A 16,201-nucleotide genomic window follows, 5' to 3' on the forward strand; every position below is an offset into this window, starting at 1 on the left:
ACGAGCTAAACAGAAATAATGATTGGGGAACATCCCCAAAGGATATGGATTTAAAATGGACCGTTGGCAAGGCATTCAGCATGTTGTGGTCGTAGGGCTCGGTATTACCGGGCTCTCTGTCGTTAATTATCTGCGAAAGTTTCATCCTCAAATTGAGGTGAAAGTCATTGATACTCGCGAAAATCCGCCGAGTAAAGAACAGCTTCCGGCAGACGTTGCTTTACATAGCGGCGGCTGGAATATGGATTGGTTGTTGGAAGCAGATTTGATCGTGGCAAATCCGGGAATAGCCTTAGCGACACCGCAGGTTCAACAAGCTATTGCTGCCAACATTCCTGTCGTGGGGGATATCGAACTGTTTGCTTGGCAGGTGCAAAAACCAGTCGTTGCGATTACAGGCTCCAATGGTAAAAGTACGGTTACCGACCTCATGGGTGTGTTAGGTAATGCGGCTGGGATTAAAACATCGATTGGTGGCAATATCGGTGTGCCTGCACTCGATTTGCTCTCCGAAAATTCTGAACTTTATGTACTTGAACTTTCGAGTTTTCAGCTTGAAACAACTTCCAGCCTAAAGCTTAAAGCGGCAGCATTTTTAAATCTTTCTGAAGATCATATGGATCGCTATGACGGTATGGAATCTTACCGCCAAGCTAAATTGCGTATTTTTGAACATGCTGAAACCTTAGTTGTGAACGCCGATGATCGTCAAACCTATCCAGATTCAAACAGCGCCAATCTGGTGAGTTTTGGTCTAGATAATCCTGCGGATTTCTACACTCAAGAGAGCCAAGGGCAAGAATGGTTAATGGCTGTTGATGAAGCTGTATTACCATCGGCAGAGCTGAGCTTAGTCGGGCGTCACAATATAGCCAACGTTTTAACCGTTCTAGCGTTACTGAAAGCGGCTGGTATTGAATACAGTGACTCACTGCTCACAGCATTGAAGTCTTACACTGGATTGACGCATCGTTGTCAGGTAGTTGAAGACAAAAATGGTGTTAAGTGGGTAAATGACTCTAAAGCTACAAACGTAGCCAGCACGCTAGCCGCGCTATCAGGCCTGTCTTTGGAAGGGCGTTTGTACTTGTTGGTAGGCGGACTCGGTAAAGGGGCGGATTTCTCTTCACTCAAGCCTGTATTTGCTACTTTACCTCTTCAGCTTTGTTGTTTTGGCGCCGATGGTGATCAGTTTATGCCTCTTCACCCGTCAGCACGTCGATTTGAGACTATGGAACAGGTAGTTAAAACCATTCATTCTGAGTTAAATAAGGGCGATATGGTGTTGCTGTCACCCGCTTGTGCCAGTATGGATCAGTTTAAAAACTTTATGGATCGAGGCGAGCAGTTTGCCGCTCTAGCTAAACAATTTGCAGATAAGTAACTAGCGCCTAAGCGTCAAGTAATCGAAAGGTAATGTTTTGGGACGATTTAAACCAATAAATTCTATTCATAAATGGCTACGAACACCTTCCCCAGAGGCTTTGTTTGATCGTCAGCTCGTCTGGATAGCATTAGGTTTAATGTTGATTGGTCTTGTTATGGTGACATCAGCATCGTTTCCAATCAGCTCAAGGTTAACGGACCAACCGTTCCATTTTATGTTTCGACATGCTCTGTTTTTGTTATTGGCGCTCATCACTTCATCGGTCATTTTACAAATACCGATGCAGCGCTGGTCTCAATATAGCTCCGCATTGCTTGCTATCTCTTTCATGCTTTTAGTGGTAGTACTCGTCGGTGGTAAATCAGTTAATGGTGCATCTCGCTGGATTCCTTTAGGACTTTTTAACTTGCAGCCTGCCGAGGTAGCAAAGCTGTCTTTGTTCATCTTTATGTCTGGTTATTTGGTTCGTAAGCAGCATGAGGTGAGGGAAACCTTCTTTGGTGGTTTCATTAAGCCTATTTTGGTATTTATGGCCTTAGCGGTATTGCTGCTGTTGCAGCCGGATTTAGGTACTGTGGTTGTGATGCTGGTGACTTTGTTCGGTATGCTGTTTATTGCTGGTGCGAAGCTCTCTCAGTTCCTCGCCTTAATGGTGGCTGGTATTTTGGTAATTGTCGGACTCATTGCCGCAGAACCCTATCGTATACGACGCGTGACCTCTTTCCTTGATCCTTGGGATGACCCGTTCGGAAGCGGTTATCAGCTAACTCAGTCACTGATGGCATTTGGTCGAGGTGAATGGTTTGGTCAGGGGTTAGGTAACTCGATTCAAAAATTGGAATACTTGCCAGAAGCGCACACCGACTTTGTATTTGCTGTTGTGGGCGAAGAACTCGGCTTTGTTGGTGTAGTTCTGATCTTAATGCTGATTTTTAGTTTGGTTCTGAAAGCCGCATTTATTGGCAAAAAAGCCTTTGAGCATGACCACCAATTTGGTGGATACCTGGCTCTTAGTATCGGTATTTGGTTTGCTTTCCAGACGCTCGTTAACGTTGGTGCTGCGGCGGGTATGGTGCCAACCAAAGGTCTTACTTTACCCCTGATTAGTTATGGTGGTTCCAGTTTAATAGTTATGTCGGTGGCAGTATCTATTTTGCTTCGTATTGATCATGAATGCCGAGTAGAGCGAGTTCGACAGATAGAAGAAAATGCGGATGAAGAATAAGAAACGTTTAATGGTGATGGCTGGTGGTACTGGCGGTCACGTTTTCCCTGGACTAGCTGTGGCGAAAAAGCTTCAACAGCAAGGCTGGGAAATTCGCTGGTTAGGCACGGCAGACCGTATGGAAGCCGACTTAGTGCCCAAGCATGGTATTGAGATTGATTTTATTCGTGTCAAAGGTTTACGCGGACAAGGTATCGCTCGTTTAATTAAAGCGCCTTTTCAAATTCTAAATGCCATTTTGCAAGCTAGACGCCACATGAAAGCTTGGCAACCTGATGCTGTCCTTGGTATGGGCGGATACGTCAGTGGACCAGGTGGTATCGCCGCTTGGTTGCAAGGTATCCCCGTTGTTCTGCATGAACAAAATGCAGTCGCAGGCTTAACCAATCAATGGCTATCGAAAATTGCGTCAAGGGTATTTCAGGCCTTTAATGGTGCGTTTCCGAATGCACCTGTGGTCGGAAATCCGGTTCGTACGGATGTCGTTGAGCTGCCTGAACCGAATCTACGTCTTGCTGAACGCAGCGGTCCTATCCGTGTGCTGGTCATGGGCGGAAGCCAAGGCGCAAGAATTCTCAATCAAACATTACCTGAAGTGATGGCGAAATTAGGCGAAGATTATGAAGTTCGTCATCAGGCTGGTAAAGACAATCAAGCGGATGTTGAACAAGCATACCAAGCTGCTGGTGCGAAGAATTTTCAAGTTACCGAATTTATTGATGATGTAGCTCAGGCTTATGCGTGGGCTGATTTGTTAGTTTGTCGTTCTGGCGCTTTGACGGTTTCAGAGGTGTCAGCAGCGGGAGTTGCCGCTATTTTCATCCCATTTATGCACAAAGATAGGCAACAAGCGCTGAATGCCGATCATCTAGTAGAATGTGGCGCAGCTAAAATGATAGAACAACCGCAATTGACGGTTGAAAAGCTCAGCCAAACTATTGCTCAACTCGAACGTACCCAATTATTAGATATGGCTAACAAAGCTCGCCAAGCAGCAAAATTAGATGCAGACCAAGTGGTTGCTGATGCCATTATCGCTATCACTGAGAAATGAGAACCTATTCATGAAGATCAAAAATACTCAAGACTTAGCTCAAATCCGAGCAATGGTGCCTGAAATGCGCCGAGTTAAATGCATTCACTTTATCGGCATTGGTGGTGCAGGTATGAGCGGTATAGCAGAAGTGTTGTTGAATGAAGGTTATCAGATCACTGGCTCTGATATCGCGGCGAATGCGGTGACGGAGCGTTTAGAAAGTATCGGTGCGACCGTATTCATTGGTCATCAAATGTCGAATATTGACCAAGCAAGTGTGGTGGTCGTATCAACGGCGATTAATGAGCAAAACCCAGAAATTCAAGCCGCTCGTGAAAAACGTATTCCAATTGTACGTCGCGCTGAAATGTTAGCTGAGTTGATGCGTTTCCGTCATGGCATCGCTGTTGCAGGTACGCACGGCAAAACAACCACTACCGCTCTAGTGACTCAAATCTATTCAGAAGCGGGTATGGACCCGACTTTTGTCAACGGTGGCTTGGTGAAAAGTGCGGGCACAAATGCTCGCTTAGGTTCGAGCCGGGTGTTGATTGCTGAAGCCGATGAGAGTGATGCTTCATTTCTTCACTTGCAACCGATGGCAACCATCGTGACGAATATCGAAGCTGACCATATGGATACTTATGGTGGTGATTTTGAAACTTTGAAACAGACGTTTGTCGACTTTCTACATAATCTACCGTTCTACGGTCAGGCTATTTTATGTATTGATGATCCTGTGGTTCGTGAGCTAATTCCGCGAATTAGCCGACAAGTTATCACTTATGGTTTCTCTGAAGATGCGGATGTTCGTATTGAAAACTATCGCCAGCAAGGGCAACAAGGTCAGTTCACGGTTGTTCGTAAAGGCAAAGAGAATTTAGACATTACGCTGAACATTCCAGGTCGCCATAATGCTCTCAACGCTTCGGCTGCAATAGCGGTTGCGACTGAAGATGACATCAGTGATGAAGCTATTCTGAAAGCGCTGATAAGCACGCAAGGAACAGGTCGTCGCTTTGACCATTTAGGTGAGTTCGAAACCGGTAATGGCGTTGCAATGCTGGTGGATGACTACGGTCACCACCCAACAGAGGTTGATGTGACCATCAAAGCCGCTCGTAGCGGTTGGACTGACAAACGTCTGGTGATGATATTCCAGCCACACCGTTACACTCGTACTCGCGATCTCTATGACGATTTTGCCAATGTGCTTGAGCAGGTTGATGTGCTGATTATGCTGGATGTTTATTCTGCCGGTGAAAAGCCCATTGCAGGTGCAGACGGTCGTTCACTCTGTCGAACTATCCGCAGTCGAGGAAAAGTTGATCCAATCTTCGTTTCAGACAGCAAGACTTTGCCTGCTGCGTTAGCTAACGTATTACAAGATGGTGACTTAGTCCTGACTCAAGGCGCGGGTGATGTGGGCAAAGTAGCCAAACACTTACAATCTTTACAATTGAATATTGAAAAGATGCAAAAGTATTAAAATTGTTTCTTATGGATGAAGCATTCGTGATATTGGTGCTACTCCTACCAGTTTTATTTATTTGAGTGTTTGATACTTTTAGTGTCCTCAGTATAATCCTTAGGTTAAAGTTATTGCTTTTGCCTCTATTGTACATTGAAATAGGGAATTGAATTGCCAGTCGTCAACAGGAACAACGAACTTTGATAAGTAGTACATTTTCTCAAGGTCGTATTATGTCCCGTTCACCCATAGTCAGAGAGCACATTGCTGGTGCTAGCTTTTTACTTGTGGTGTTGTTGATGGTTGGTTTTTTGCTGTATTCAACGATCAGTTGGATGTGGGATGAAGAGAGGCTTCCGCTCTCAAAGATAGTTTTACAAGGTGACTTAAAATACGTATCTGCGTTTGATGTTCAACGTGCATTTGGTCAACTCGATCATATTGGCACATTCATGTCGCAGGATATTAACGAGCTGCAATCAAGTGCTCAGTCAATTCCTTGGGTATCTCATGCTTCAATCCGCAAACAGTGGCCAGATACAATAAAAGTATTTTTAACTGAATATCAGGTTAAAGCTATTTGGAATGGTAATTCGTTACTTGATGATAAAGGTGTTGTCTTTAATGGCGATATTGCTCAAGTAAATGAAGAATACGTAAAACTATATGGACCAGATGGCAGTGCACCTGAAGTGTTAAATATCTGGAAAGAATATAGCCCTAAATTTCAGCAGATAGGCTTAAATATATCCTCTCTGGTATTAAACGAGCGTCGAGCTTGGCAAATTATTTTAGACAATGGAATTCGCTTAGAATTAGGAAAAGAGTCTTTAGAAGAGCGAATTAACCGTTTCTTTTTACTCTACGAGCAGCTAGGTAATGATGCTGAACGAGTGAGTTATATCGATCTCAGATATGATACCGGAGCGGCCGTTGGTTGGTTTCCTGATCAAGAATTAGCGCAAGAGAGCACAGATGAGTAAAACAGCTGATGACAAATTAATTGTTGGTCTTGATATCGGCACAGCCACCGTTTCAGCCTTAGTTGGTGAACTACTTCCTGACGGTCAAATTAATATCATTGGCGCAGGTACAAGCCCTTCCAGAGGAATGGATAAAGGCGGCGTAAATGATTTAGAGTCGGTGGTTAAATCCGTTCAGCGTGCAATTGACCAAGCTGAATTGATGGCAGAGTGCCAAATTAGTAATGTGTTTCTATCAATCTCTGGTCGACATATTACAAGCAGAATTGAAAAAGGCATGGGAACTATTTCTGAGGGCGAAGTTTCTCAAGAAGATATGGATCGTGCCATTCATACCGCGAAGTCAATTAAAATTAGTGAGGAACAGCGTATTTTGCATGTCATTCCTCAAGAATTTACGATTGATTATCAAGAAGGTATAAAAAATCCACTAGGATTATCGGGAGTACGCATGGAAGTCAGCGTGCACTTGATTACTTGCCATAGTGATATGGCAAGAAACATTATTAAAGCTGTTGAACGTTGCGGATTGAAAGTTGAGCAGTTAGTGTATTCAGGGTTAGCAGCAAGTAATGCTGTTATCACTGAAGACGAGCGAGAGCTTGGCGTGTGTGTTATCGACATTGGTGCAGGTACGATGGATATCGCTATTTGGACTGGTGGTGCTTTAAGACATACAGAAGTATTCTCGTACGCGGGCAATGCGGTAACAAGCGATATAGCGTTTGCTTTTGGCACCCCAGTTAACGACGCTGAAGAGATCAAAGTTAAGTACGGCTGTGCGTTAAGTGAGTTGGTAAGTAAGGATGATACGGTAAATGTACCAAGCGTTGGTGGAAGACCATCGCGAAGTTTACAGCGTCAAACCTTGTCGGAAGTGATTGAGCCTCGCTACACTGAGTTAATGGGCTTAGTTAACCAGACTATCGATACTGTCCAAGAGAATTTGCGAAAAGAAGGAATTAAGCACCATTTAGCTGCAGGTGTAGTCCTAACTGGCGGTGCTTCGCAAATTGAAGGTTTAGTGGAATGTGCAGAGCGTGTATTCCGCAATCAAGTTAGGGTAGGTAAGCCTCTCGAAGTGAGTGGACTTACTGATTACGTTAAAGAGCCGTATCATTCTACGGCAGTTGGTTTACTTCATTACGCGAAAGACAGTCAAATTAATGACGACATTGAGTTTCAAGAGCCAAAGCGCCAGTCAGTGTCTAGTGTATTTGGTCGTTTGCGTAATTGGATACAAAAAGAGTTTTAACCTGAGTTGCAGGAAAAACGGAGATAACACATGTTTGAACCGATGATGGAAATGTCTGACGACGCGGTAATTAAAGTTGTTGGAGTTGGTGGCGGCGGCGGTAACGCTGTAGAACATATGGTGCGTGAGTCCATTGAAGGCGTGGAATTCATCAGTATCAACACGGATGCACAAGCACTTCGCAAAACCAGCGTAAGCAGTGTCATTCAAATCGGTGGTGATATCACTAAAGGTTTGGGCGCGGGTGCTAACCCTCAAGTGGGTCGTGATGCAGCTCTCGAAAGTCGAGATCGAATTAAAGAATTACTAGCTGGTGCCGATATGGTGTTTATCGCAGCTGGTATGGGCGGTGGTACCGGTACAGGTGCTGCTCCTGTTATTGCTGAAGTGGCAAAAGAACTGGGCATCTTAACCGTTGCTGTAGTGACTAAACCATTTAGCTTTGAAGGTAAAAAACGTCTTGCGTTTGCTGAACAAGGAATTGAAGAGCTTTCTAAACATGTTGACTCTTTAATTACTATTCCAAATGAAAAACTGTTGAAAGTATTGGGTCGTGGTATCACTTTACTTGAAGCCTTTGCTAGCGCGAATGACGTACTAAAAAATGCAGTACAAGGGATTGCAGAGCTAATCACTCGCCCAGGCATGATTAACGTCGACTTTGCAGACGTACGAACAGTAATGTCTGAAATGGGTCACGCTATGATGGGTAGTGGTATTGCCAAAGGTGAAGACCGTGCTGAAGAAGCTGCTGAAATGGCAATTTCAAGTCCTCTACTTGAAGACATTGATCTTGCTGGCGCTCGCGGCGTATTGGTTAACATCACCGCTGGTCTGGATATGAGACTGGATGAATTCGAAACGGTTGGTAACACTGTTAAAGCTTTTGCTTCTGACAATGCTACTGTTGTTATCGGTACATCACTTGATCCAGATATGGCTGAAGAAATTCGCGTAACGGTTGTGGCTACAGGTATTGGTAACGAAAGAAAACCAGATATTACTTTAGTTGCAGGCGGTAAAGCGAAAGTTGCACCAGTCGCTCAACCACAAGTTGCTGCCGCAGCAAAAGTGGAAGAAAAACCGGCACAGCCTTTGCATGAAAAGACAGAAGTGAAAGCACAGCCTTCACCGACGTCAAATGTCTCTTCTTCTTCTAGCCAAGGGCAGAATGTTGCTCCTAAGCCAGAAAAAGAGAGTGGATATCTGGATATACCTGCTTTTTTACGTCGTCAGGCTGATTAAAATACCGCCACAATTTGACAGTGTTCAAAATTTTGGTAATATGTCGGTCGGTAAAGTTACCGGCCGAGCTTTGTGGCATTGATTTAGAGGCAAACAGATGATCAGACAACGTACTCTGAAAGAGATAGTGAAAACAACTGGTGTGGGTCTCCACTCTGGTCGTAAAGTCACACTTACTCTTCGCCCAGCTGCTGCAAACACAGGTATTATTTACCGTCGTACTGACATAAATCCACCAGTTGATTTTCCAGCTGACCCAGAATCAGTACGCGACACTATGCTGTGTACTGCTTTAGTTAACGATGAAGGCATTCGTATCTCTACAGTAGAGCACTTAAGTGCAGCTCTTGCTGGTATGGGTATTGATAACGTCATTATCGAAGTGGATGCACCAGAAATTCCAATTATGGATGGTAGTGCGAGTCCGTTTGTATACCTACTGCAACAAGCTGGTATTGAGACTCAAAACGCGCCTAAGCGATTCATCCGTATTAAAAAACCAGTTCGTTTTGAAGATGGTGATAAGTGGGCAGAAATGCGTCCACATAACGGCTTCAAAATGGATTTCCAAATTGAGTTTGATCACCCAGCTATCGATGGTGACGATCAACGCTTAGTGTTTGATTTTTCAACTCAAGGTTTTATCAAAGAGATTTCTCGTGCTCGTACTTTCGGCTTCATGCGTGATATCGAGTATTTGCAATCGCAAAACCTATGTTTAGGTGGCAGCTTTGACTGTGCTATCGTTTTGGATGATTACCGCATTCTTAACGAAGAAGGCCTGCGTTTCGCAAACGAGTTTGTGACTCACAAAGTACTTGATGCAATTGGTGACTTGTACATGTGTGGTCATGCAATTGTGGGTGAGTTCAGTGCTTACAAATCAGGTCATGGTCTGAATAACCAACTGTTACGTAAAGTATTGGCAGATCAAGAAGCTTGGGAATGGGCAACTTTCGAAGAGGAAGCGGGTTCACCTGTAGCGTTTGCAGACCCAAACATGGTTCTAGCGTAAAACATAAAGATTTTTAAGAAGCCAGACTCAGTCTGGCTTTTTTTATGTCTGCGTTTTTATGCTTACGCTAGAGAATAACGATGGTAACTTTTTCTAAGTTACTTTTTCGCCAGTTTTGCAATGCTCTCTAATCGCTGTTTAACCTTAGGGTTGGCATTTTGAGCGACCATTAACAACGATGAGGCGGCATTTTCTGAAAGTGGGGGGCGAGGAATTGCCTCTTTTTGATCCTTGATTGAACCTTTTTGGGTGCGATAAATAGCTGGATTGATCTTTATTTCAATACTGATTAGTTTGCCAAATCCCTGATTTCTTAACTGGTTAAGAATATTTAGCCGTTCATAGTCCACTTTCATTTTGATCGATGCACTAGCGGCTTCTAAAACTAAATGTCCACCACGAACGTTTGCCGCTCTTATATGTGGTTCAATGCCTTTAGGTAACAGAGTTTGCAATATTAGGTTGATCTGGATGATCTCTTTCGCGTGCTGTTGTAACTTACTCAGCCGAGATGACTCAATCAATTCGTCTGTAGATGTGGGGCGATGATCTCGCATTCCGCACTCCTTTTATAAAGTTCTGCAGCATTCTATAACGTTTCCTTGCTGACTGAAATGAGCGATTGAACATGTATTCTCTAGTGTCTGATAGCCTAAAACATTGGGCTTAGTGCACAAAATACAAAGCTCAAAGCAAACAAGTTCTAATGTTATTGGTTGTTGAACGAAAAATTACTTAAACTATGCGCCACTAGTGTCTTGAAAATAAACGTCATCATCACAATATCAGAAGATACATGATTTATCTCAGTATCCTTAGTTGAAAACAGGTAGAGACTGAAGGCATTAAGAGATCGCGGACGATCTAAGCAAAGAGAGATTCACAACAAATGATAACTAAGCTACTGACAAAAGTGGTCGGCAGTCGTAACGACAGAACACTTCGCCGTCTAAGAAAAATTGTAAAAGAAATAAATAATTATGAGCCTGCATTTGAAGCTCTGTCCGATGAAGAGCTAAAGGCTAAAACGGTAGAGTTTCGTCAACGTCTTGAGCAGGGTGAAAATCTAGACCAATTACTACCAGAAGCGTTCGCTACTGTTCGTGAAGCTTCAAAGCGTGTATTCGGCATGCGTCATTTTGACGTTCAGCTTATCGGCGGTATGGTTCTGAACTCTGGTCAAATTGCAGAGATGCGTACAGGTGAAGGTAAAACACTGACAGCAACGCTTCCTGCTTACCTAAATGCATTACCAAGTAAAGGTGTTCACATTGTTACAGTGAACGACTACCTCGCTAAGCGTGACGCAGAAACAAACCGCCCATTATTTGAATTCCTCGGTCTGACAGTTGGTATCAACGTACCTAACATGTCACCTCCAGCGAAAAAGGAAGCTTACCAAGCAGATATTCTGTACGGAACAAACAACGAGTTTGGCTTCGATTACTTGCGTGACAACATGGCATTCCGCCCTGAAGACCGCGTGCAACGCGAACGCTTCTTTGCTGTAGTCGATGAGGTTGACTCAATTCTTATCGATGAAGCGCGTACGCCATTAATTATCTCTGGTCCAGCTGAAGACAGTTCAGAGCTTTACACTCGTATTAATATCCTAATCCCGTCTCTTCAGCTTCAAGATAAAGAAGACTCTGAGGAGTACCGCGGTGATGGCCACTACACTGTTGACGAGAAATCTAAGCAGGTTTACCTCACTGAAACGGGTCAGGAATTCGTTGAAGAATTGCTGGTTAAGAATGGTTTAATGCAAGAAGGCGATACACTTTACTCTCCTGCTAATATCAGTCTTCTTCACCATGTGAACGCTGCGCTACGTGCTCACGTTTTGTTTGAGAAAAACGTCGACTACATTGTGACGGAAGAAGGTGAAGTGGTCATCGTTGATGAACACACTGGTCGTACTATGCCAGGTCGTCGTTGGTCTGATGGTTTGCATCAAGCTGTTGAAGCAAAAGAAGGCGTTCAGATCCAGAACGAAAACCAAACTTTGGCATCGATTACCTTCCAGAACTACTTCCGTTTATACGAAAAACTGTCAGGTATGACAGGTACAGCAGATACAGAAGCATTCGAATTCCAACAAATCTATGGTTTGGAAACAGTGGTTATTCCAACTAACAAGCCTATGATTCGTAACGATATGCCGGATATGGTCTACCGTACAGAAGCTGAAAAGTTTGCAGCTATCATCGAAGACATCAAAATTTGTGTTGAAAAAGGTCAGCCTGTACTGGTTGGTACGGTTTCGATTGAAAAATCTGAGTTGCTGTCCAATGCACTGAAGAAAGCAAAAATCAAACACAGCGTTCTGAACGCGAAGTTCCACGAGAAAGAAGCGGAAATCGTTGCTGAAGCAGGTAAACCAGGTTCAGTCACTATCGCGACCAACATGGCTGGTCGTGGTACGGATATCGTGCTTGGTGGTAGCTGGCAGATGCAAGTTGAATCGCTAAACAATCCAACTCAAGAGCAAATTGATGCAATTAAGGCGGAATGGCGCAAAGTTCACGATCAAGTTCTAGAAGCGGGTGGTTTACATATCATTGGTACTGAGCGTCACGAATCACGCCGTATCGATAACCAGCTACGTGGTCGTTCAGGTCGTCAGGGTGATGCGGGTTCTTCTCGTTTCTATCTGTCAATGGAAGACACACTGCTGCGTATTTTCACTTCAGACCGTATGGCAAGCTTGATTCAAAGCGGTATGGAAGAAGGCGAAGCGATCGAATCTAAGATGCTTTCTCGCTCAATTGAAAAAGCTCAACGTAAAGTTGAAGGTCGCAACTTCGACATTCGTAAACAGCTTCTAGAATATGATGACGTTGCCAACGATCAGCGTCGTGTCGTTTATGAACTTCGTGATGAGTTGATGAGCACTGACGATATCAGCGAAATGATTGAGCAAAACCGTGCAGACGTAATGACAGCAGTGATCGATCAATACATTCCACCACAATCACTCGATGACATGTGGGATATCGCTGGTCTGCAAGATCGTTTGAAGCATGATTTCGATCTTGAGCTGCCTATTCAGTCTTGGCTGGATGAAGACGACAAACTGTATGAGGAAGCACTTCGCGAACGTATTCTTGAAAACTCGGTAACGGTTTATAAGAACAAAGAAGAAGTGGTTGGCGCTTCAGTGATGCGTAACTTTGAGAAATCTGTAATGCTACAGACTCTTGATACACTGTGGAAAGAGCACCTTGCTGCGATGGACCACCTGCGTCAAGGCATCCACTTACGTGGTTATGCACAGAAGAACCCGAAACAAGAGTACAAGCGTGAATCGTTTGAGCTATTCGAAGAACTTCTTGAGTCACTGAAGTCAGACGTAATCTCGATTCTTTCTAAAGTACGTGTTCAACAACAAGAAGAAGTTGAGCGTATGGAGGAGCAACGTCGTGCTCAAGCAGAGCAAGCGGCTCGTATGAGTCAAGCTCAGCACGCCAATGCGAACGGTGAAGAGGCAGAGGCTCAAGCTGAACGTAAAGTGGGTCGTAATGAGCCTTGTCCATGCGGATCAGGCAAGAAATACAAACAGTGCCACGGCAAAATTGCCTAATAAAAGCAAAGAGAAAAGAGTCGCTTAGGCGGCTCTTTTTTTAAGTAAAGAAAGACAAAGGAACACAGATGAAACGAATTCATATCGTGGCGGGCATCATTTTCAATCAGGATAAATCACAAATCTTTATCACTAAGCGCCCAGACAATTTGCACAAAGGTGGTTTCTGGGAGTTTCCTGGGGGCAAAGTTGAAGAAGGTGAAAGCGTAGAACAAGCCATGACTCGTGAACTTGAGGAAGAAGTTGGCATTGAAGTGACGGAGCAGCAGCTGTTCGAACATCTGGAATACGATTACCCAGAAAAATCACTGAAGTTCGACTTCATCGTCATCAGCAACTTCAACAACGAACCATATGGCAAAGAAGGGCAAGAAGGACTTTGGGTAGACATTGCAGAACTCGCAAATTACCAGTTTCCAGAAGCCAATGTTCCAATCCTCGAACGTGTTATTAAAGAGTTTTCTTAAGTGCTAGCTATCAACCTCGATAGTTGGTAGTTTAAAAAGCGTAAATCGGAATAACACTATGCAGGACTGCGTAGTCACGAGTAAATGGAGAAATTTGCAATGGTAAGAATTGCAATTGCAGGCGCAGCTGGACGTATGGGCCGCAATCTGGTGAAAGCAGCACATCATAATTCAGACTCAACAGTGGGTGCAGGATCTGAGCGTCCTGAGTCTTCTCTTGTTGGAGTAGATGTTGGTGAGTTATGTGGTGTTGGTCGATTTGATGTCGCTTTGGTGGATAATCTGGAGTTAGCGGTCGATAACTTTGATGTCATCGTGGATTTCACGGCACCAGCAAGCACACTAGCAAATATTGAATTGTGTAAGAAGTACGGCAAGAAGCTGATCATTGGTACTACAGGCTTTACCGATGAAGAACGCGAATTGATCAATGAAGCCGCGAAAGTTATCCCTATTGTGATGGCTCCAAACTACAGCGTAGGTGTGAACCTTGTATTCAAGCTGCTAGAGAAGGCCGCTAAAGTCATGGGTGATTACTGCGATATTGAAATTGTCGAAGCGCACCATCGACATAAAGTAGATGCACCATCGGGTACAGCGATTGGTATGGGTGAAGCAATTGCTGGTGCTATGGGCAATAAACTCAATGATGTTGCAGTGTATGCGCGTGAAGGTATCACTGGGGAACGTACCAGAGATGAAATTGGCTTTGCGACCATTCGTGCTGGTGACATTGTGGGTGAGCACACGGCGATGTTTGCTGATATTGGTGAACGTGTAGAGATCACTCATAAAGCTACAGACCGAATGACATTCGCCAACGGCGCTATTCGCGCTGCAGTATGGTTGAATCAAAAATCAGCAGGTTTTTACACCATGACTGATGTGCTAGGTTTGAACGAACTGTAATTACATAATTATGCGTCAGGTTCGCTTGGCGCATTAGAATTTCTCTAACATTTCTGAATCAAATTTTCTTTCCTATAATTTAGCTTATCCTTTAACTTTTTAAGTGTTTTTGTCACCTTTAGGTTGATTTCTCCAACTTTCCTCTATTTTTGACAATAAAAAAATAATATTAACGTTTGCTTATTTTTTTTGCGCTAATTTCGATTGTTAACAAACTATTTTTGCCTATTTTAAAATCAAAGCCTCATAAATATTGTTTTTGAATGAGTAAAACATGCATTTTTGATGGGTTAGGGCTCTTTTTTAGCTCTAAGGTAATAAATTTGAGTTTAATTTATCTGCTAACGTTGACATAGGTCACAGCGATCTCTAAAATATCGCCAATTTGTCAAAATTAGCCTAGAGCATGATTTTCACGCGAACAGGAAGGCAAATTTGCAATTTAATTTAAATTTTATGCATTTTTATTCTGGAGGTTGTCTTGAGTAAATCAGCACTGTTAGTCCTAGAAGATGGGACAGTGTTCCGCGGAGTGTCCATTGGGGCAGATGGTTCATCCGTTGGTGAAGTCGTTTTTAATACCTCGATGACGGGGTACCAAGAAATCCTCACTGATCCTTCCTATTCTCAACAAATCGTTACACTAACTTATCCTCACATTGGCAATACTGGTACTAATATCGAAGACGAAGAATCTTCTTCTATTCATGCACAAGGCCTTGTGATTCGCGATCTTCCTCTTATCGCTTCTAACTTCCGTAGTGAACAATCTCTTTCTGATTACCTTAAATCACAAAATATTGTCGGTATTGCTGATATCGATACGCGTAAACTGACGCGTATTTTACGTGAGAAAGGCGCCCAGAATGGTTGCATTATGGCAGGCGATAACCTAGATGAAGCTCTTGCGTTGGTAAAAGCTAAAGAGTTCCCAGGCCTGAAAGGCATGGACTTAGCGAAAGTTGTAACGACTAAAGAAGCGTATGAATGGAAACAAGGTTCATGGACACTGGAAGGTGGTCTACCTGAGCCTAAAGATGACAGTGAATTGCCATACCATGTAGTGGCATACGATTTCGGTGCAAAACGCAATATCCTGCGTATGTTGGTTGACCGTGGTTGTCGTCTAACTGTAGTACCTGCAGAAACTTCAGCGGAAGAAGTACTAGCAATGAATCCAGATGGCGTATTCCTATCGAATGGCCCTGGTGACCCTGCACCATGTACTTACGCAATTGAAGCGACGAAAACGTTCCTTGATAAAGGTTTGCCGGTATTTGGTATCTGTTTAGGTCACCAAATCCTTGCGTTGGCTTCTGGTGCACAGACGGTAAAAATGAAGTTTGGTCACCACGGCGCTAACCACCCGGTTAAAGATCTTGATCGTGGTGTGGTAATGATTACTTCTCAAAACCACGGTTTTGCTGCGGATGAAGCAACGCTACCTGAGAACCTACGTGCAACGCACAAGTCTCTATTTGACGGTTCTCTACAAGGTATTCACCGTACGGACAAACCGGCATTCAGCTTCCAGGGGCACCCAGAAGCGAGCCCAGGTCCGCACGATGCTGCACCGCTATTTGACCACTTCATTGAATTGATTAAACAACACCGCGCTTAATTTG

General features: G+C 43.8%; 13 protein-coding genes. 12 read left to right on the top strand and 1 reads right to left on the bottom strand.

Translation table 11 applies throughout. The annotated features are described in order from the left end of the window. The first annotated feature begins 55 nt into the window (after positions 1 to 55). The 8 genes from murD to lpxC all read left to right on the top strand — a co-directional run bounded on the left by murD (position 56) and on the right by lpxC (position 9,617). Entirely contained in the window at positions 56 to 1,384 is a 1,329-nt protein-coding gene (gene murD / locus HUO09_RS00195) for a UDP-N-acetylmuramoyl-L-alanine--D-glutamate ligase (RefSeq protein ID WP_188232656.1), read from the top strand. Between the two features lie 37 nt (positions 1,385 to 1,421). Beyond that, positions 1,422 to 2,612 carry a cell division protein FtsW gene (ftsW, locus tag HUO09_RS00200; RefSeq protein ID WP_167410781.1) on the top strand — a complete coding sequence of 397 codons (1,191 nt, stop codon included), beginning with the start codon at positions 1,422 to 1,424 and terminating at the stop codon, positions 2,610 to 2,612. Next, positions 2,602 to 3,666, top strand: a complete 1,065-nt coding sequence (gene murG / locus HUO09_RS00205; RefSeq protein WP_188232657.1) for an undecaprenyldiphospho-muramoylpentapeptide beta-N-acetylglucosaminyltransferase — start codon at positions 2,602 to 2,604, stop codon at positions 3,664 to 3,666. Before ftsW ends, murG begins: the two co-directional genes overlap by 11 nt. A gap of 10 nt (positions 3,667 to 3,676) precedes the next feature. Continuing rightward, entirely contained in the window at positions 3,677 to 5,137 is a 1,461-nt protein-coding gene (murC, locus tag HUO09_RS00210) for a UDP-N-acetylmuramate--L-alanine ligase (RefSeq protein ID WP_188232658.1), read from the top strand. 215 nt (positions 5,138 to 5,352) lie between these two features. Continuing rightward, positions 5,353 to 6,102, top strand: a complete 750-nt coding sequence (locus HUO09_RS00215; RefSeq protein ID WP_175579629.1) for a cell division protein FtsQ/DivIB — start codon at positions 5,353 to 5,355, stop codon at positions 6,100 to 6,102. Continuing rightward, positions 6,095 to 7,357 (top strand): cell division protein FtsA, encoded by a 1,263-nt coding sequence (gene ftsA, locus HUO09_RS00220; RefSeq protein WP_102940468.1) that lies wholly within the window; start codon positions 6,095 to 6,097, stop codon positions 7,355 to 7,357. Before HUO09_RS00215 ends, ftsA begins: the two co-directional genes overlap by 8 nt. A gap of 30 nt (positions 7,358 to 7,387) precedes the next feature. Continuing rightward, positions 7,388 to 8,602, top strand: coding sequence for a cell division protein FtsZ (gene ftsZ, locus HUO09_RS00225; protein WP_167410777.1), 1,215 nt, complete (start codon positions 7,388 to 7,390; stop codon positions 8,600 to 8,602). A gap of 97 nt (positions 8,603 to 8,699) precedes the next feature. Further along, the gene (gene lpxC / locus HUO09_RS00230) at positions 8,700 to 9,617 is read left to right on the top strand and encodes a UDP-3-O-acyl-N-acetylglucosamine deacetylase (RefSeq protein ID WP_167410776.1); all 918 of its coding nucleotides are present in this window, start codon (positions 8,700 to 8,702) and stop codon (positions 9,615 to 9,617) included. Positions 9,618 to 9,715: 98 nt separating this feature from the next. On the opposite strand, the gene HUO09_RS00235 is transcribed toward lpxC, so the two are convergent. Further along, positions 9,716 to 10,174 (bottom strand): DUF721 domain-containing protein, encoded by a 459-nt coding sequence (locus HUO09_RS00235; RefSeq protein ID WP_167410775.1) that lies wholly within the window; start codon positions 10,172 to 10,174, stop codon positions 9,716 to 9,718. A 332-nt stretch (positions 10,175 to 10,506) separates the two neighbouring features. On the opposite strand from HUO09_RS00235, the gene secA reads away from it, so the two are divergent. From secA to carA, 4 genes are all read left to right on the top strand, one after another. After that, a complete protein-coding gene (gene secA / locus HUO09_RS00240; RefSeq protein WP_188232659.1) occupies positions 10,507 to 13,200 on the top strand; it encodes a preprotein translocase subunit SecA in 2,694 nt (897 codons plus the stop codon). A 68-nt stretch (positions 13,201 to 13,268) separates the two neighbouring features. Continuing rightward, complete coding sequence (gene mutT / locus HUO09_RS00245) at positions 13,269 to 13,667, top strand: 8-oxo-dGTP diphosphatase MutT (RefSeq protein WP_167410773.1); 399 nt, start codon at positions 13,269 to 13,271, stop codon at positions 13,665 to 13,667. 99 nt (positions 13,668 to 13,766) lie between these two features. Continuing rightward, entirely contained in the window at positions 13,767 to 14,576 is an 810-nt protein-coding gene (gene dapB / locus HUO09_RS00250) for a 4-hydroxy-tetrahydrodipicolinate reductase (protein ID WP_188232660.1), read from the top strand. Between the two features lie 481 nt (positions 14,577 to 15,057). After that, on the top strand, positions 15,058 to 16,197 hold the full coding sequence (carA, locus tag HUO09_RS00255; protein ID WP_167410771.1) for a glutamine-hydrolyzing carbamoyl-phosphate synthase small subunit: 1,140 nt from the start codon (positions 15,058 to 15,060) through the stop codon (positions 16,195 to 16,197). The last annotated feature ends 4 nt before the right edge of the window (positions 16,198 to 16,201 follow it).

This window comes from Vibrio sp. Y2-5, from assembly GCF_014596725.1.
Taxonomy (GTDB): Bacteria; Pseudomonadota; Gammaproteobacteria; order Enterobacterales; family Vibrionaceae; genus Vibrio.